This is a genomic window from Enterococcus larvae, assembly GCF_017830045.1.
In the GTDB taxonomy this organism is placed as follows: Bacteria; Bacillota; Bacilli; order Lactobacillales; family Enterococcaceae; genus Enterococcus_L; species Enterococcus_L larvae.
The window spans coordinates 79,339-97,957 of sequence record NZ_JAEDXU010000001.1; the positions used below are offsets into that span (position 1 = coordinate 79,339).

Genomic DNA, 18,619 nt, shown 5'->3' on the forward strand with positions numbered 1-18,619 from the left:
GGTTTTAGTTTTAATCTGCTAAAATAATTTCCAACTGATCCAGCAACGCACCTTCCGGCAAATTGATGATTGTAAGTACCGGACAGCTCAATCGCTGCTCAATGAAAAAAGAATGGATCGCTGTTGTTAAAATCACATCGGCATTCTTATATTCAGAATAAATTCTTCCTTCAACAAATCGAATGTTTCTTCTGTTTTTAAAGTGAGAGGATATTCTCTGTATCAAGTGCTTTTTTTGCTCTGGTCCCCAGTCTAAGACTAAATAAATGTTCTTTTGACGTTCAAGAAGAACAGGCGCAACCATCTCAGAAAATATGTAAAAATAACGTAAAAGCAGCTGAGCCTTGGGAATCTTCTGAAAGTGATCATTCATCTTCGAAAGCCCTCGAATCCCTTGATTCAGCTTATGAAAGGAAACTGGATAAGCAATCGCTAACTGTTTAAAAAATGAAAGATCTTCATAGGGTAAAAAATCACTCAGTTCATAATACAAGTGAAAACTCAACAAAGATGTATACACATGCTTATCAAAAAGAAATTCGTGTTCATTAAAGCTGTTTTTCAGCATCTCTGCACCGTAAGCAGTCTGAATGTGGGCAGCTGTTTTATTCGCGTAGTTTTCATAAATAAATTTTTCTTTCAGTGATTGACTAAAATTCTCCGCAAACATTGCTTGAACAATCAAAAACAGATACATATTTTCCTCAGCAGAAAATTCCTGTATTCCTTTCGACTGAAGCTGCAAAACAAAGGAAGAATACATTACACTATTTAAACAATACTTTTTCAGAGACTCATCAAGCGCAACTGTCTTTCTCTTTTTGACACGGACCAGCTGAATATAAGCAAGTGACCACAATTGTTTTTCCTGTAGGTAGTTAAGTCGCAGATGAAAGAACAACGCGATTTCTTGACAGATTCGTTCTGCTTTTCTACTAAATAGATACTGGTCAATATTTTCCTGATGATATGCAGTTATTCGATAGAATTGCTGAATAAATCCGCGTATCTGCAACTCATTACCAATAAGCTCAAAGGTGTTGCGCCTTAAGGTCAGTTTCAAAGGCTGAAGCCACCGTCTTATCTTAGTCAATCTCTTCTTGACCTGAGGCTCGCTTTCCTCCAACTGTACAGACAGCTCTTTTATCGTAAAAGAAGAAGAATGAATCGTCTTCTCAAGAATGACCATCTCCGGTGCCCTTTGTATCAAAAATATTCGGAATCTCTCCAGATACCAAGGATTTTCCATTACAAACACTAGCCTTAACTTTTTTCGAACAGTCAGACTCAGCTGTCGGCTCATTCCATAATCTACCAGTAATCTCTGAATCTTCTCCACATATCGGGCTACTGTTTTCACATGCACGGATAGCTCTTCTGCAAGTGTTCTAAAAGAAAGCTCCTTCGTCGATTGCTGTAGAAGGCGCAATATCTCCAAAATCTTTTTCGTCTCAAAATCTAAAATCTCTCTAATATCCATACCAATCTCCACATTTCAATAATCGTTTCTAAAAACAAATTACTCCTTTTTTACGTATTCTCATTTTTTCTTGTAAAAAAACAGCTAAGACAATTATGCCTCAGCTGTTTCCTATGAATCATCACAAGTCCTCTACGGATTATTCTCCTTTGATTCTTAAAGTCATCGCATTTGATGCCACAATGATTGTGCTCAATGACATCAGTACCGCACCAACAGCGGGATTTAGTATAAAACCGATTGGGGCCAGTATCCCTGCTGCTAATGGAATTGCAAAAATATTATAGCCAGCTCCCCACCATAGATTTTGAATCATTTTCCTTCGAGTCTGCTTTGCAAGGTCCAAAAATCTGATGATATCCATCGGATCACTGTCAGCCAAAACAACATCTGCTGAATCGATTGCAACATCGGTTCCAGCACCGATTGCTACGCCGATGGTTGCCCGGGCCAGTCCTGGAGCATCATTGATTCCATCTCCAACCATCATTACTTTCTCATTCTTAGCCAAATACTCTTTGATCTTTTCTTCTTTATTTTCAGGTAACAGCTCACTGTAAAATTCATCGATTCCCAAATAATCAGCAACTGAAGCCGCCGCAGTTTGGTTATCTCCTGTCAGCATTACTGGAATAATATCCTGTTTTTTTACTTCACTGATAAACAGCTTCGCTTGAGGTTTTATCTTATCACCAAGTGCAATCAATGCAACCAGCTGGTCATCAATAACCACATAACTTAATGTGTTGCCTTGCTGCAAATATTTCTCTTTTCTCATTTCATCTATAGTCAATGACAGGCGGTTGACTTCCTTTTCATTGATGATCTTGACCTTTTTTCCGTTGACTTCACCTATCAATCCTATTCCGGAAAGACTTTGAAGATTTTCAGCTTTATAAGGTTCCAGCTGCTTCTCTTCTATATAATTCATGACCCCTAGTGCCAAGGGATGGTTTGCACCGGATTCCAATGCACCAATGTATTTCAATGTTTCTTCTTCGTCATACATACCACTAAAAAGCTCAAGCCCAGCTACTGTAAACTTACCTTCTGTCAATGTACCAGTTTTATCTAACAAAATATATCGAAGATTTTCTGTCTGTTCCAACGCATTACGATTCTTGATCAGAAGTCCATGTCTTGCAGCAATCGATGTAGAACGGGCAATAACCAAAGGAATGGCCAGTCCTAACGCATGAGGACAGGCAATGATGAAAACTGTAACCATTCGCTCAAAAGCCATACTCAAATCTCCTGTTAATACAAGCCACAAAAGAAAGGAGCCTATCCCAACACCTAGAGCAATGTAGAACAGCCAACGAGCCACTCTGTCAGAAAGAGATTCAAGCTTTGATTTATCTGATTGAGCCTGCTGCACCAGCTGCATCACTTTTGATAAATAACCGGATTCTCCAACACCAGTCACCTCTATTTCGATCGTTCCACTCCCATTGATTGCTCCACCAATGATTGTATCGCCCTTTTGCTTCATGACCATCTTAGACTCACCAGTTACCATAGATTCGTCTACAGAGGTTGCTCCGGATAAAATTCGTCCATCTGCCGGAATTTTATCCCCGGAACGAATAATCAAGTGATCACTTTCCTTTACATCGTTGATGGAAACTTCTTCCTCAACACCCTCAGTCGTCAAACGCTTTACCGTATCCGGTAAAAGTGCCGCCATTTTGTCCAGTGCATCGCCGGCGTTCATTATTGCATTCATTTCCAACCAGTGCCCCAAAAGCATGATAACGATCAACGTTGCCAGCTCCCAAAAGAAATCCATAATATGCTCATGAGTAAATAAATGATTCATCGCAAAAGCATATAAGCTATAAAAATAAGCCACAGATATCCCCATTGAAATCAAGGTCATCATTGCCGGTGCCTTTTGCTTCAACTCTGTCTTAGCACCTGATAAGAAAGGTGCTCCCCCGTAAAAGAACAGAATGCTGGCCAAAACCAACACCAGCCAATCTGAGCCGATAAAAGTAAATTGAAAGGGCAAATCTACCCCCATCATAGGTGACAGGAAGATAATCGGGATTGCCAAAACCAATGAAAGCCAAAACTTTTTCTTAAAATCACCCATGTGCATGGAATGATCCATTCCCTCCATAGAATGTCCGCCAGAATGATTGTGCTCATGCGGCTCATGACCATCCATGTTGTGATGGTTCATCTTAGGACCCATCTCCATTTTTTCATGTTCAGTATGCATATCGTCCATTTTCATAGTAAGCCATCCTTCCTGTAGTCTTGATTTGAAAGACTTTTCTCACTCAATTACAGGATAGCATAAGTTCAAATTCCTTCACACTAATTGACTCTCTCCAAGTATCTATTACTGTCGGACAAATAAACGCAGCTCCCAAAGCAAATGCTTTTTTAGGTAGCTGAAAAAACGCATAAACTTCATACACCAGTAATAGATAGGATAAAGAGGGATTGCCGATGTCTGTTTAAGACCCTCATGCATTTGCTGGATTACTTTTCGATCTGTTCTATATTTTTTTCTAAACCCTCCAGTCGTCCCGTAAAAAATTTCAAAGCCCAGCTCTTCTCGCGAAATAGAAGGCGCCACTTTCAAAAGTCGGGTTCGTGTTTTTCTTATATTCAGCAAAACCCGTTCTCTTAAAGAAATGTCTTCTATTTTTTGAATGATCAATCGACAAAACCGGCGATACTCCACTTTCACAATATGCTTGTATATCCTGCATGCATGATCCATACCTTTGAAAAAAACATTTGCGCTGAACATCCTGTTAACCATTCGCTCATACTCCTGAATATAAAGATCAAAAACCACTACATCTGAGTCATCACTCGGTATTCTTACCGATAGTTCGTTCAGCATTCTGTAAACTTGCTGTCGATTTCTTTCTTCTATTGCTGCTACTTTTCTCATAAGCCCTCCTGTTAATGAATGAATTTCGGTAAAAATAAATCGAAAAGTCAATCCTCCAATTCTTTTAATATTCAAATAAAAATAGAGATACTGGAATTAAATGAATAAATTTCGGTAAATTCATCATAGCATTAATAGAAAAAAGACTCAAGATAAAAATGAACAAAAAACGGGATGAATTTATGAATAAATTATGGTATATTATAGAAAGAAGAAAAATTTACTTAGATAAGGAGGAACAACCATTGCCTGTCAATCTGATCGACTCCGGGTACCGAATCAAACAAATTCGAAAAAAGCACAACTACTCTATGGCTGCTTTTGCTAAATTAGTTGGGAATTCCAGTGCCAGTACTGTCAATAACTGGGAGAAGGGTAATAATCTGCCGAAAGCAGATCGGCTGGAAAAAATTGCTATCTTAGGCAGCACCACGACTGATTGGATCAAGTATGGAGATTTTAAAGAATACATTCAAACACTACTGCATGAGACTGCCGCTACTTCCTCTCTTTCCGAAAAAGAGTTGGAGCACTTAAGCAAACATCTTAAACAGAAGAATATCTCCTATGAGGACGATGTCCAAATTTTAATGGAGGTAAAAAAAGAGTACCCGCAACTCTTTGAGCATTACTATGGAGAAGGTTACGAAGATCATCAAGAAGTGACTGCACTGATTGCAGAAGATTGCCCAAACTATCTGGTTGAAAAGAAAAATAATTACCGTAATCACCTGCTTCCCCTCATTAACACACTTTCCAGCAAACCGGGACGATTGGAGCTGCTTGCTGCCGCTGCTGTCCTTTTAGTTGAAGAAGATGCTGAAACTATTTCTTTTCTTACAAAGAAGTTGCCAAAGATATAAAGACAGATTCAGTATTCGACAAAATAGAAAGACATTTTTTACTTATGATACTTGTGATTCTTTCATGAATCGATTGAACACGTTAAAATCCAATGTCTTATGTTACAATTATGTTTTCTCTTTGCTATCTGATTAAAAAAAAGTAAAGAACATTCTTTTTTTCTTAATCTATTGTATACTGGTAATTAGGTTTCGCTCATTATTATCTAATGAAGCGATGAGAAACAAAGAGCAATCATCTAACAATAAAGAAGTGAGGATTATGGTTTGAAGAAAAAATTAATTTTGACACTTTCATTTGTTTTGCTGTTGGGAAGCACACCTGTTTCTGCTTTAGCGGAAACAATCGACGACAAGATAGAAGCACAAAATCAAAAAATCAATGCAATCATCAGCTCTCAAGAAGATGCTGAAGCATACAAAAGTGAACTAGAAGATGAAATCAGTGTATTAGAAGAAGAATACAATACTGTCTTAAGTGAGAAGCAGAGCGTTGAACAAGAAATCAATGATTTAAATACAGACATTGCAGATCTTGAAACAAAAATAGAAAAACGAAATGAGCAATTGAACGCTCAGGCTCGTGCAACACAGACCGGCCAAGAGACTTCGATCATTTCTGTTATGCTGAATGCTACATCTATCTCTGATGCAATCTCAAAAGTGCTGGCTGTGAATACGATCGTCAGTGCCAATAACGATATCATTGAAGCGCAAAAAACAGACAAAGAAGACCTAAATACATTAAAGGATTCTTTACTTGAACAAGCTACTGTTTTAGAAGAAAAAACAACTGCACTCGCTGAGCAAGAAGAACAATTAGCTCAAGCAAAACTTGATCAGGAAATTAAACTGAACGAGCTTGCTGCAAGCCTTTCTGAAGAAACAGCTGAAAAGGAACAATTTGAACAGCAAAAGGCTGAAGCAGAACGTAAGAAACAAGAAGAGCTGAAAGCTTTAGAAGAAAGAAAACAAAAAATGGCGGAAGCTCAGGCTCAAGCTGAAAAGGCTGAGAAGGAACGGCAGGCTCAGGAAGCTGCACAAGCAGAAGCTGAAAAAGAAATTCCTCAAGCCGAAGTTGCTCCTACTACTGAAATAACAAACACTGACACTGAGGACGAAATTGCTGATATTGTACCTGAAAATTCAGAAGCAACAGCTGAAACCCCTGTAGATACAAGCAGCGGTTGGGGTATGCCTGTCAGTAGTGTCGTTGTGACTAGTGGTTACGGTTACCGCGAAGACCCTACAGGTATTTCGGGAACCTTCCACGAAGGAATTGATTTTGGCGGAAGCTCAAGCACAGTGATCATGGCGGTGAAATCCGGTACGATTGCAGACGCTGGTTACGACGGCATGTCAGGAAACTATGTGATCATCAATCATGGTGATGGCTACTACTCACTATATGCCCATCTTAGCAGTTCAACCGTCAGTACTGGTCAACAAGTAACAAAGGGACAGCAAGTTGGCTATATGGGAACAACTGGAAACTCTACAGGTGTTCACCTTCACTTTGGTATCTCGACTGGGCTTTGGTCTGGATATGTTAATCCAGCTCCTCTTTTAGGACTCTAATACACGTTATTCTTCAGCTGAATCTGCGATCGTGCTTATGCCGATTCGATTCAGCTGATTTTTTATTGTTCCTATGCCAAAAGAATCATTGCACGTCTTCCCCCACTTGTAAAATAATACAAATGAAATGAGGTAAAATAATGCTACATCATCAAATTGCTGAAAAGAAGGATATCGATAAACTTGTGAGCCTCTGGGAGCGCTCTGTTGACGCTACACATGATTTCCTGCAGGATTCACATAAGCAAGAGATAAAGGCCATGCTGCCTACCTATTTTAGTTTTGTGGTTGTTTTAGTCTGGTATGATTCCAGCCAGAACATCATAGGCTTCTCCGGAACCAAAGACAACCATTTGGAAATGCTGTTTATTGATCCTCCTTTTCAGCAAAAAGGATATGGCAGTGACATTTTGCAAATTCTTATTCAAATGAATTGGGTAGATTCTGTTGATGTAAATAAGCAGAATTTCCCTGCGTACAAATTCTATCAAAAGAATGGCTTCAAGCTGATCAGTGAGTCCCCTACTGATACTCAAGGCTTACCATACCCTATTCTGCATATGCAGCTTGATTGACATATCCCAAAACAAAAAGCCGAAATGATTCTGTATAATCATTTCGGCTTTTGTATGGTTGGTACATCATAGAAGTAGGCCCTCTACCCTTCAAGAAGGCCCACTTCAGGAGTTGATAAGAGCTGATTGTTATTCTAACCATCTTGAGGAAGATAATGCTTAATGCATACAACAGATGTTTAGCTGATCTCCTCTATCATTTCCTTTGTACTCAACTTCAGAAAGATATCCTCAAAAAAATCCTTCTTTAATGAAATTTTAGTAAACTTATTATAAAAAATAAATATTTATTTACAAATATTTATTTTTTTCGTAAGAAATTCCTTTATTTTAAAACAACAATTTAATGAACACATGATTTTTTGTAAAAATTCTTCTATAATCAACTGGCAATCAAATAAAGAAATTGCCCAATTTATTGCCGGAAATACACCATAGATCCCTGCATCCCCGCACTAATGAAATAAAAAAAACTACTTTAAAAGAGTTAAGTAGTTTTTGGTTGATAGATTTTTCATGACTACTCCGAGTACAAGTCAGTGAATGCCTCAATAATCATTCGTTTATAACCTCAAATTATCTTCCGTATAAATCGCTGTAGTTGATCACTGTGCGGTCTTCTGAGTGAGAGGAGCCATTTGCAGTATCAATTTCTACAACAGCTGCATATTCTAACTTTTTGACGATCTTACCTGTTCGAATCTCACTTTTGTATATAAAAGATACAGATTGATCGATATCAAAGGATTTTTTTATTTCTGAATCTTCCTTACTTTTTTTACCGTAAGCTCTTGTTGGTTTTTCTTCAGACATGATTTGTCCTCCTTAATAGAAAAACAGCCCTGAAGGCTGTTTTCTGACCAGTGCTAACTAGTTTTTGACAATATTAACTGCTTGAGGACCTCTTTGTCCATCTTCTAAGTCATAAGTAACTTGTTGACCTTCGTCAAGCGATTTGAATCCTTCACCTTGGATAGCTGAAAAATGAGCGAAAACATCTGTTCCGTCTTCTCCAGTAATAAAACCAAAACCTTTATCCGCATTAAACCATTTCACTGTTCCAGTATTCATAAAAAAATTCCTCCAAGTGCTTTCGCACAATTTATTTGCAATATGTTCACGATAACGTAAAAGGAATTATTCTAAAATAGTGACAGGATAAAGCCGATTAGTTTAATCAAGAATGATACTACCTTTTCATCCTATCACACTTACCTGATAAAGTACAATTTGAGTACTCCCTAGAAGTAGTAAAAAAGGGATTCTAAAGAATCCCTTAAGTACCATTTCATCGATTACTAACTCCTATTTCCAAACAATTGGAATCATTACAACTCCATCATACTTGAAATCCCCATTCTCTACTGTCCATTCTAAATTAAGGTATTCTGTTCCTGCAGGTATTTCCGACCATCTCAACAGTCCATCCGTATTTGTAAAGCTGTTGTCTGTAGAAGAATATGCGACTGCAGCGTCAGCGAACTGAGACGAAAGTAAAATCGGGTCAAAAAGCTCATATTTTCTATAGGTTGAACTAAGAGAAATTGTCGGCATAAACGCATTTGTTTGAATTACTGCTTTTTCTATTGAAGGAAATTCACTTAATTTTGAGATATCAACTAAAGCATACCCATTTTCTGTTGAAAAATTGAATTCCTTCAGATTTGGCAAATCTTTCATAAAAGATAAATCGGTCACACCATTCGTCTGAGTTCCGGGATAATCAGTATTGCTATTTCTAATGTTCATCACTTCATAAGAGGCATTTTCGCCGATCTGATTCAATTCAACATAGGAGGCATCCAGATTCAGCTCTCTTGTTTTGACATACTGCAAGCCTTCCAAGCTATTAGAGAAGTATGACCACGCAAAAGGACCGACTGAATCAAATCTTCCACCAGGTACCAGATCAAAATTGAACTCGCTAAAATTTCCATTCTCATAATAATACTCCGGCAACAAATCAAAGGTTTCCAGTTTATAGGCAATACCATCTCTTATAGAATCATTAGGAAACTGCACATGATCATTATAGCCAAAAGCCTCTGCTTCTACCGACATACCTGCTATACCTATAGCTAAACCCATCACAAAAATCACTCCACACTTCTTCACTTCAATCATCCTTTCTTAATTAAAGAAAGTATAACACGGACATGTTGCTCAAACCATCCAATAAAATATATATAAATATCAATTTACTTATTTTAAACAACTTTTTTTGAATAAAAAATTTGAAATCATATAACTATAAAATACAAATGAATTTTTTCACTTAGTCTCTCCTCCTTCCATTCACTCAGGAGAAAAGGTTGTATTTTTAGCCATCCAATCTATAGACATTGCGCCACTTCTTTGCTAATCTAAAACTGACAACAATTAAAAAGGAGTTTAGTAATGAGAACATTTTTTAAATGGTTGTGCTTATTTTTAACAATCTCTATGGTAGTCCTCGTATTTCCAGCCATCGTTGAGACTATTCCCGTTTTTTTTGAAAATACAGCATATAACGTTGGGCAGTTCACTGTATATTTAGGCATTCCTGCATTGTTAAGCTATCTATTTCTTATTTTTTCTGAGAAGAAAAAGAAATAGAAACCACGCTCATTATCATAGGTTGTTACAACAAGGTGTCATGAAGAAGGGCACTTATATCCAAAAATGAAATGAGGAATTAGATGAAAAAAAATTGGAAGCTGTTTATTTTTAAACTTGAACGAGATAGGAAGCTTCGAAATGATGTGATTTTGCTATCATTATCAGTTGTAATTGTTCTAGTCTTTGCAGGTATGATGTTCTTCCGTAACCCTCAAAATCAATTCGCAGAAATTACGGATCATTCTACCTCAGTCAGCACAAACAGTTTTACAACACCTACATCAAGTACAGACCTCCACCAAAGCTCTGATACTGAAACAAGCGAAATGACGGATTCCTCTGTTAAAGATTTACAGCCCTCTATCGAAGAATTTGCTGGTGGCTGGGGAGGAACTCAAAGTGAAACAGTATTTTTTGTTAATAGTGATGAATCGACATCAAGTATTGCATTAGATGGGAGTATAGCCAACTTCCCAATGGAAAATCTCTACTTATACTACACAGAAGATGGACGAAGCGCGCTCTCCTATTCTGAGAATGGCGTTTCAAAGGAAATAATCAAGGAACTTGATGGAACACTTACAAGTGAAGGAGAAGTATTCCAACACCTTGGCGATTCAACAATTGAAGAATATCAGAATAACTATTAAACAAAATTGTAAAAAAATGCAAAGAGAGTGGGACAATAATCTGTTGCCACTCTTTTCCATACCCTAAATCCGAATAAACGGCGAGTCAGAAGTAGCTCCTACGACAATAAGCCGGAATTCAACAAAAATTTGTGAAACAATTTTCGTGAATTCCGGCTTATTGCTTGTAGCTAAACACTTCTGTCTCAGCCTCTTTCTATTTTAACAAACCTGAAAATATCCTAGGTTTATTGATAAAATTACAGTCTGAAAATAATAGATGCAATTGACTCACTTAGTCATCCTTCCAAACGAAAGTAATATATTTGCAACTTAACGAAACTCGTGATATTCTTTTATTTCGAAAGGAGGAGTGCCATGAAAGCACTTGGTAGACTTGAGTCGTTAATACTTAATTTGCTTTTTCGCAGCTTAGATAACATAAGCATTTCGGATATTAAGGATCATCATGAAAGAGAGCTCTGACTCTCTTTTTTCATTCGTTCTCTATGAGTAAGTGTATCAACCTATTGATTCATAATGTCTAGGCAATCAATAGGCTGAACACATGGTATCCATTCTTCAAAAAAATGAAGTAGAGGACCGTTGATTTTTTTACAAGCCACATTGAAATCTAAACGGCACTTAACAAAAAAAGACAGTAGAAACACTGTACAAATCCCTGTACAATCGCATTTCTACTGTCTATTCTTAAAACTCTGATGGAGACGGCGGGAGTCGAACCCGCGTCCAAACACATTGCCACTTAAACTTCTACGCTCATAGTCATACTATTTGAATTTCGCGCAAGCTCATGCCGCATAACAGGCCCGAACTTTTGCTAGTCTGATGATCTCTTTTAAATTTTACAGACGGAAAAATTTAACGTATCCCACTAATTTTGAGACCCTTACTCGAGCACATGGGCGATGCCGAGAGGATCTTCACCCGCTGGTTTTACGCAGCTAGAGCGAAAGTGTTATTTTCGTTTTTAGCAGTTATATTTAACTGTAACGTTTTTACGTAGACGTAACCTACGAAGCGCAATTCAAGCTCAACTATGCCTGTCGAATCCGTAACGCCCCCAGATAATTGGTGCCCTAATAGTATAACATATCTGTTGAAATAGTCAAAATAGTTCAGACTAAAATTTCTTTAAGAAAACCAGAATTAGCCAACCGTAAGATGCGGTAAGTAACCGTGTACGCTAAATGAAAAAAGAACACCACACAGCTTGAAAGAGACTTGCTGTCTGATGTTCTACTTATCACTATTGATCAATCAAGATTCTTCCTTATAATAAGAAAACATCCAGTTAATTCCAAACTTATCTGTAACCATACCATATTTCTTAGACCAGAAGGTTGGCCCCAGCGGCATGACAACAGTTCCTTCTTCTGCAAGTAGACCAAATTGACGGTCTATTTTCTCTTCATCATCAGTACTGACAACTAAGGAAACATTGTTCCCCTGCACAAATGGCTGTCCCATCCCATCCGGCACATCAGAAAACATGACATAGGTTCCTTCAATGATCATGCTGGCATTCAAAATCAAATCCTTGATTTCCTCGGTTATTGGATGCTCAGGATCTTCCGGCATTTCACCGAATGTCATAATATTCGTTGTAGAGGTTTCAAAAACTTTTTCGTAATGCTTGATTGCTTCAGCAGCTTCCGTTTTAAAATTCAGATACACTTCCATTGCAGTTCATCCTCTCCCTTGTTTCCTGCATTATCTCACGATGCTGAGGAGTATGCGAAGCATTTGCTTCTAGAATGCAGAGTGCTCGATTAGTACAGCTGCAAATTTTTCCAGATATTCCTGATCAATTGCATCATAGCTCGAAGTGATGCCACTGTCGATATCCAGGACCCCTAGAAGAACGCCATCCTTGACCATTGGAACAACAATTTCCGACATGGCTGCTGAATCACAGGAAATATAATTCTCATGAGTTTTGACATTATCAACAATCACCGTTTTTTGTTTTTCTGCTGATTCACCGCAAACTCCCTTGCCCATTTTTATTCGTGTACAGGAAACTTTTCCCTGAAAAGGACCTAAGATCAGCTCTTTCCCATTATATAAGTAGTAACCGGCAAAAACTGTTTCCGGCAACGCATCAGCTAATAAAGCGGAGGAGTTCGCCAAATTGGCAATCGTATCATGCTCGATCTCTGTTAATCCAGTCAATTGCTGAATCATCAGCTCGTAGGTTTCTCGTTTGTGTTTTTCACTCTTCCACATCTTAATCTACCCCTTCACTTGCATTTTTTTCTTTTTATCATAGCCTATTTTAAATAAAAATAAAAGGCGCATAGAAAATTACTGACAATTTTCCATACACCATACCACTACATTCATCCTATTCATATTCCCCTAATTTCAACTGATCATCATAAATAACCTTGCCGGAAAAAGATGTCTCTTTGTTAAGCGCCTCAATCAGTCCATCCCTTTGCTTCTTCGGCATAATAAACATACTCGATCCGGATGAAAAATCATCAGACACAATCTTAATGCTCTTTGTCCCAACGATAATTGTTTGTATCCTCTCAAAACGAAGTCTCTTTTTGCGGATTGGCAGCAAGTAATGAATCACTACACCTTGCTCCGACAATTTGAAATAGCGATTGAGCCCCAATAAAGCAAAAACGAAAAAGACAGCCAATACAATATTACTCACCAGATAAGGTCTTGTGTATTCCAATGTCAAAATCAAACTCATGAACAATATAGCGAATGTACATGACCAGGAAATGATGGCCATTGACAATTCCGGCTGCCAATGATATTTTTTTTGTTTCATATAGCGACCCCTTACCTGAAAATTTCATATGATATAATAGTAGCACACTTACACTTCAAACAGAAAAAATAAAGGAGAAAATTATGTTACGAGTTTATGTCGACGCTGCAACAAAAGGAAATCCGGGACCCAGCGGTGGTGGTGTCGTTATCACTGGCGAGTCCAATGACCGGCAAATCCATGAGCAGCTGCATTTTTCTTTAGGCGAGTGTTCCAACCATGAAGCAGAATTTAAAATTCTGATTGCTTCGATTGAATGGCTGATTGAACACAAGCACACACAAACCACTATTCTCCTTCATTCTGATAGTAAAGTCACTGTTCAGACTATTGATAAAAACTATACTGGAAATCCAACCTTCCAGCCTTACTTAATAAAATTCAAAGAACTGGAAAAGCACTTCTCCATGATCCTCCTTCAATGGATTCCTGAAAGTAAAAACAAAGGAGCTGATAATCTAGCTCGACAAGCTTTGCAGAAATATATCAGGAGCAGCTAAAGAAATGCATCCGGATGGGTTCCTCGGTTCGTTCACTTTCCTTAGTCAGCAGTGATATCGACAACAACCGCATTGGTCAACGACACAATTGCCTCCGGGTCTAATGCCATTTGCAGACCTCGCTGTCCAGCTGAAACAATGATTTCCGGATAGACGGAAGATTCGGCAGCAAGATACGTAGGAAACAGCTTTTTCATGCCGATTGGCGAACAGCCCCCTCGAATATACCCTGTTGTACTTTCTAAATCTTTTAAATGAAGCATGTCTACTTTTTTATTCGCGCTGGCTTTTGCCAGTTTTTTTAGATCCAGCTCTTTTGTTCCGGGAATAACAGCAACAATGGGACCTGTTTTATTACCCACTGCCACCAATGTTTTAAATATCCGTTCCTCCTCTACCCCAAGGAGCTCAGAAACTCGGTCAGTTCCCAGATGATCCTCCATCCAAGGAAATTCATATTCTTTATAGGTTACTTTTTTCTGTTCTGCGATTCGCATCGCATTTGTCTTATGCTTTTTATTTTTAGCCATACGCTCACCTTCCAGCTAAAATTTTGTCATTGAAAAGAATCAATAGGACAGCTTTGACTGCCCAAACTCTCTTTGAATTCTTATCCCCTGATGTCCAACAGCATCAACACTCTCCATCAATTCATCCCTCGTCTTTATTTTTCTACAGACAGGAACAGTACTTTTAAATAGCTTCCTTCCGGAAACTGCGGATTCACTTTGAAATCAGCAGGGAGCTGATAAATCTTATCTATTTTATAGGAAACATTCTTAGCCTCTAATGCCTCTATAACTATTTTCTTGAAGCGCCCAAGGGAAATATTCGCCGCGTTTGTCGAAGCGATGATCGATCCTTTATCCGATAAAATATCAATCGATTGTTCAATCAGTTCTCCATAGTTTTTTGCTACAGTGAAGACCTTTTTCTTATTTCTTGCAAAGCTTGGCGGATCAAGCACAATGCAGTCGTAAGTCAATTCTTTGCGCTTCGCATATTTGAAATACTCGAATACATCCATTACAACGATTCTTTGTGATTCCAACGGCAATTGATTTACCTCAAATTGCTCTGTCGTTTTGCCATAGCTTCGTTTTGCCAGATCCACACTTGTGGTCTCTGAAGAACCACCCATTGCTGCTGCAACTGAGAAAGCACCTGTATAGCTAAACATGTTCAACACGCTTTCTCCGACAGCATAGCCATTGATCAGTTCACTGCGTACTTCCTTCTGGTCAAGAAAAATCCCTGTCATCAATCCTTCATTCAAGTATGTCGCATACGTTACACCATTTTCAGTTACCAAAAGCGGCTCTTTTGCTTCCTTCCCAAACAGATGTTGAGATTCAGGCAGTCCCTTCCCTGAAAATCGGATTTTTTCGTAGGCTCCATCAATTTCTCCAAACACTTCTCTAAAACTATCAACAATTATCTCGCGATAAGCGTAAATGGTTTCATTGTACCAAGAAAACACAGCAAACTCGTTGTAGCGGTCAACTGTCAAGCCGCCAAGTCCGTCACCTTCACCATTGATCAAGCGATAGGCAGAGGTATTGTCATCATAGCTAAAAGACTGCCGTGCCTCTTTTGCTTCCTGAAAGATCCCTTCGAAAAAAGCGGCTGTAATCGCCTCTTTCCAGCTCAGCAGCCAGCCAATCCCCTTGTTCTGCTTTGCTAAATATCCGTATGCAATAAAGCGACCCGAGGAATCTGCAAACTCTACCCAATCCTTTGGAAAATCGGCTGGCAGTTTTTGTATATCTTCTTCTTGTACTAACGGATAGCCGCTTAAAAATTTTGCTGCTGCTTGTTTCGTCACTTGAATTTTCACTTATTTTTTCTCCTGATTCTCTGTAATCTGTTCACAAATGAACTGCATTAGAAAGTATATCAAAAAAAGCCATATGTGACAAAAGAACCTATTGAAGACACTTTGAAAACCCATTTTTTCATCAAACAGCAGCTTTCACGAGCATCCAGCCTTTTATCCTCAACAAAAAAATGATTGTCAATTTTTGTCTGTAAACGAAAATACGCGAACTTTATCTTCTCTCATTTTTCCTTTAGAATAGTCGATTCACTTCTCTATTCCTCTCATTTATAAGAAAGAAAGCTAAAAATCTAAATACCAAAAGATTTCTTGCTTTTTTGATTGTATGGCTAGATATTTTCCCCTTCCTCTCTACACTTTCCCTCAACAAAGCGATTTGAAAATGATTGCCTATCAGCATTCTTAATCATTTCTTTTCAAAGATTCTTAAGGATTCTCCAAATTCTTAACAAAACGCATGAATAATCCTCTCTGTAATTGACAGGGTCAAGTGAACGGGGTAAAATTACATGAATGCAATTTACTATTTTCATGAAAACATGTTCTGTTTTTTCGAACGTAGTGTTGGAAAGGAATTATTATGTTAAAAAAATTAAAATTACCGAACTTTTTAAACACCAGATTGGGTTTATTTACTACTGTAGGAGTGCTCTTGTGGCTGAAGAATCTTTTAGCTTATACAACAGACTTCCATTTACGACTGGAAAATATCACTGAATATATAATCCTTTTGATCAATCCGATCGCAACAACCTTCTTTTTACTTGCGATTGCGCTTTATGTTCGTAAAACCAAGCGGGCATATATCACGATGATGGTCATCTATTTCTTGATGACTCTGTTGCTGTTCTCAAATATTGTTTACTATAGAGAATTTACAGATTTCATCACCGTGAATACAATGCTTGGTGCCAGCAAGGTAGCCAGCGGTTTAGGAGAAAGTGCCCTGCGCTTGTTCCGACCCTATGACTTCATCTACTGGATCGACTTTATTGTTGTCGGCGGGCTATTACTATCTAAAAAAATCAAAATGGATGAGAGACCTATTCGTGCAAGAATGGCCGTTTCAATCAGTCTGGTTTCTGCACTGTTCTTTTTATTCAACTTGTTTTTAGCAGAAACTGAACGTCCACAGCTTTTAGGAAGAGAATTTTCACGTGATTACATTGTGAAATTCCTAGGTTTGAATGCTTTTACTGTTTATGATGGTGTGAAAACTTATCAGACCAACCAAGTTAGAGCAGAAGCCAGTGACAGCGATATGGTTGCTGTTGAAGAATATGTAAATGGTCATTATGCGGCTCCTAATGATGAAACCTTTGGCATCGCTAAAGGCAAGAACGTTATTTATATCCATTTGGAAAGCCTGCAGCAATTTGTCATTGACTATAAGCTGACAGACGAAAACGGCGTAGAACATGAAGTAACACCGTTCTTAAACAGCCTATTCCATAGCAACAGCACATTCAGCTTTGAAAACTTTTTCCATCAAGTTGGACAAGGAAAAACAAGTGATGCAGAAACATTATTCGAAAATTCATTGTTTGGTTTGAGTCAAGGTTCTCTCTTCACTCAAATCGGCGGAAAAAATACATTTGAAGCAGCACCAACGATTCTTGATCAAACACAAGGATACACAAGTGCCGTTTTCCATGGTAATGCCGGTAACTTCTGGAATAGAAACGAGACCTATAAGAACCTAGGCTATGATTACTTCTTTGACGCAAACTACTATGATGTCAACGACGATAACTCATTCCAATACGGTCTTCATGACAAACCATTTTTTGAACAATCCGTGCAATATTTGGAACATTTACAACAGCCGTTTTACTCTAAATTCTTAGCGGTATCCAATCACTATCCGTACTCTCAATTTACAAATGAAGAAGGCGGCTTCCCGATTGCAGATACTTCTGATGAAACTATCAACGGCTACTTTGCAACAGCGAATTACCTTGATAAATCTGTTGAAGAATTCTTCAACTATTTGAAAGCTTCAGGCTTATACGATAATTCAGTGATCGTCCTTTATGGTGATCACTACGGAATCTCTTCTTCAAGAGCCCAAAACCTTGCAGAGCTTCTTGGTAAATCAAAAGCAGCTTGGAGTGACTTTGACAATGCCGCATTACAGCGTGTCCCTTACATGATCCATATTCCAGGACAAGAAAATGGCGGGATCAGCTCCACATACGGCGGTCAAGTTGATGCATTACCTACCCTGCTTCACTTACTGGGTGTAGACACTAAGGATTACATCATGCTAGGGCAAGATTTGTTCTCTCCAGAACATGATCAGCTAGTGGCTTTCCGTAACGGGAATTACGTATCTAAGAAGTATACGATGCTAGGTTCAAATATCTATGAAACAGCAACTGGAAACTTGATTGATTCTCCTACTGAAGAAGTTCAACAAGAAGCAGAAGCGTTAAAAGAAGCGGCAAATACGCAATTAAGTATGTCAGATGAAATCAATACTGGCGACTTGCTTCGTTTCTATTCAGGCAGCGGCCTTACAGCTGTAGATGCTTCAATTTACAACTACAAAGACCAACTGCAGCAGCTTTTAGATATCGAAAAAGAAAAAGGTGATGAATCAACAAGTGTTTACAGTCTGAATAACAATCAAAGCACTGTAAATGAATACAAGACCAACACCTATCAAGGATATGAAACAGGCAACAGTCAATAATCCAAAAGAAGATCGGGCCGATATGCAGCCTTGATCTTCTTTTTTTACTTTTAAATGAGTCTACTTTTCAGCCAAACGGTCTTCAAAGTACTTGTCTAACTAATTTCATACTCCTTGAATTTTTTTCTACTCTCCTTCATG

The 18,619-nt window shown here is 38.2% G+C and carries 18 protein-coding genes and 1 other RNA gene; 7 read left to right on the plus strand and 12 right to left on the minus strand.

Annotation, left to right across the window (positions count from 1 at the left end; genetic code table 11):
- Nucleotides 1-10: 10 nt before the first annotated feature.
- The 3 genes from I6N96_RS00345 to I6N96_RS00355 all read right to left on the minus strand — a co-directional run bounded on the left by I6N96_RS00345 (nt 11) and on the right by I6N96_RS00355 (nt 4,391).
- Nucleotides 11-1,480: a helix-turn-helix domain-containing protein gene (locus I6N96_RS00345; protein ID WP_209555516.1), complete on the minus strand. Its 1,470-nt coding sequence runs from the start codon at nt 1,478-1,480 to the stop codon at nt 11-13.
- A gap of 139 nt (nt 1,481-1,619) precedes the next feature.
- Nucleotides 1,620-3,719 (minus strand): heavy metal translocating P-type ATPase, encoded by a 2,100-nt coding sequence (locus tag I6N96_RS00350; protein ID WP_430650112.1) that lies wholly within the window; start codon nt 3,717-3,719, stop codon nt 1,620-1,622.
- 108 nt (nt 3,720-3,827) lie between these two features.
- On the minus strand, nt 3,828-4,391 hold the full coding sequence (locus tag I6N96_RS00355; RefSeq protein ID WP_209555517.1) for a hypothetical protein: 564 nt from the start codon (nt 4,389-4,391) through the stop codon (nt 3,828-3,830).
- A gap of 182 nt (nt 4,392-4,573) precedes the next feature.
- Here I6N96_RS00355 and I6N96_RS00360 point away from each other — a divergent pair, with 182 nt between their 5' ends.
- The 3 genes from I6N96_RS00360 to I6N96_RS00370 all read left to right on the plus strand — a co-directional run bounded on the left by I6N96_RS00360 (nt 4,574) and on the right by I6N96_RS00370 (nt 7,407).
- Nucleotides 4,574-5,254, plus strand: a complete 681-nt coding sequence (locus tag I6N96_RS00360; RefSeq protein ID WP_245186789.1) for a helix-turn-helix domain-containing protein — start codon at nt 4,574-4,576, stop codon at nt 5,252-5,254.
- Nucleotides 5,255-5,521: 267 nt separating this feature from the next.
- Nucleotides 5,522-6,832, plus strand: coding sequence for a murein hydrolase activator EnvC family protein (locus I6N96_RS00365; RefSeq protein ID WP_209555518.1), 1,311 nt, complete (start codon nt 5,522-5,524; stop codon nt 6,830-6,832).
- 140 nt (nt 6,833-6,972) lie between these two features.
- Nucleotides 6,973-7,407 (plus strand): GNAT family N-acetyltransferase, encoded by a 435-nt coding sequence (locus tag I6N96_RS00370; protein ID WP_209555519.1) that lies wholly within the window; start codon nt 6,973-6,975, stop codon nt 7,405-7,407.
- 576 nt (nt 7,408-7,983) lie between these two features.
- On the opposite strand, the gene I6N96_RS00375 is transcribed toward I6N96_RS00370, so the two are convergent.
- From I6N96_RS00375 to I6N96_RS00385, 3 genes are all read right to left on the minus strand, one after another.
- Nucleotides 7,984-8,220 (minus strand): hypothetical protein, encoded by a 237-nt coding sequence (locus tag I6N96_RS00375; RefSeq protein ID WP_209555520.1) that lies wholly within the window; start codon nt 8,218-8,220, stop codon nt 7,984-7,986.
- 57 nt (nt 8,221-8,277) lie between these two features.
- Entirely contained in the window at nt 8,278-8,478 is a 201-nt protein-coding gene (locus I6N96_RS00380) for a cold-shock protein (RefSeq protein ID WP_209555521.1), read from the minus strand.
- A gap of 234 nt (nt 8,479-8,712) precedes the next feature.
- Nucleotides 8,713-9,522: a hypothetical protein gene (locus I6N96_RS00385; RefSeq protein WP_209555522.1), complete on the minus strand. Its 810-nt coding sequence runs from the start codon at nt 9,520-9,522 to the stop codon at nt 8,713-8,715.
- 282 nt (nt 9,523-9,804) lie between these two features.
- Between I6N96_RS00385 and I6N96_RS00390 the strand changes: the two genes are divergently transcribed.
- Both I6N96_RS00390 and I6N96_RS00395 read left to right on the plus strand, forming a co-directional pair.
- Entirely contained in the window at nt 9,805-10,002 is a 198-nt protein-coding gene (locus tag I6N96_RS00390; RefSeq protein WP_209555523.1) for a hypothetical protein, read from the plus strand.
- An 83-nt stretch (nt 10,003-10,085) separates the two neighbouring features.
- Nucleotides 10,086-10,655, plus strand: coding sequence for a DUF4950 domain-containing protein (locus I6N96_RS00395; RefSeq protein WP_209555524.1), 570 nt, complete (start codon nt 10,086-10,088; stop codon nt 10,653-10,655).
- 699 nt (nt 10,656-11,354) lie between these two features.
- Here the strand turns inward: I6N96_RS00395 and ssrA are convergent.
- The 4 genes from ssrA to I6N96_RS00415 form a co-directional block, all read right to left on the minus strand.
- Nucleotides 11,355-11,720, minus strand: a transfer-messenger RNA (tmRNA) gene (gene ssrA, locus I6N96_RS00400).
- A gap of 195 nt (nt 11,721-11,915) precedes the next feature.
- Nucleotides 11,916-12,338 carry a VOC family protein gene (locus I6N96_RS00405; protein WP_209555525.1) on the minus strand — a complete coding sequence of 141 codons (423 nt, stop codon included), beginning with the start codon at nt 12,336-12,338 and terminating at the stop codon, nt 11,916-11,918.
- Nucleotides 12,339-12,407: 69 nt separating this feature from the next.
- Complete coding sequence (locus I6N96_RS00410; protein WP_209555526.1) at nt 12,408-12,884, minus strand: GAF domain-containing protein; 477 nt, start codon at nt 12,882-12,884, stop codon at nt 12,408-12,410.
- A gap of 118 nt (nt 12,885-13,002) precedes the next feature.
- Nucleotides 13,003-13,446: an EbsA family protein gene (locus tag I6N96_RS00415; RefSeq protein ID WP_209555527.1), complete on the minus strand. Its 444-nt coding sequence runs from the start codon at nt 13,444-13,446 to the stop codon at nt 13,003-13,005.
- An 83-nt stretch (nt 13,447-13,529) separates the two neighbouring features.
- Between I6N96_RS00415 and I6N96_RS00420 the strand changes: the two genes are divergently transcribed.
- Nucleotides 13,530-13,946 (plus strand): ribonuclease HI family protein, encoded by a 417-nt coding sequence (locus I6N96_RS00420; RefSeq protein WP_209555528.1) that lies wholly within the window; start codon nt 13,530-13,532, stop codon nt 13,944-13,946.
- A gap of 41 nt (nt 13,947-13,987) precedes the next feature.
- On the opposite strand, the gene ybaK is transcribed toward I6N96_RS00420, so the two are convergent.
- Both ybaK and I6N96_RS00430 read right to left on the minus strand, forming a co-directional pair.
- Nucleotides 13,988-14,476, minus strand: a complete 489-nt coding sequence (gene ybaK / locus I6N96_RS00425) for a Cys-tRNA(Pro) deacylase (protein ID WP_209555529.1) — start codon at nt 14,474-14,476, stop codon at nt 13,988-13,990.
- A gap of 134 nt (nt 14,477-14,610) precedes the next feature.
- Entirely contained in the window at nt 14,611-15,783 is a 1,173-nt protein-coding gene (locus tag I6N96_RS00430) for a class I SAM-dependent rRNA methyltransferase (RefSeq protein WP_209555530.1), read from the minus strand.
- 580 nt (nt 15,784-16,363) lie between these two features.
- On the opposite strand from I6N96_RS00430, the gene I6N96_RS00435 reads away from it, so the two are divergent.
- Nucleotides 16,364-18,478, plus strand: a complete 2,115-nt coding sequence (locus tag I6N96_RS00435) for an LTA synthase family protein (protein WP_209555531.1) — start codon at nt 16,364-16,366, stop codon at nt 18,476-18,478.
- The last annotated feature ends 141 nt before the right edge of the window (nt 18,479-18,619 follow it).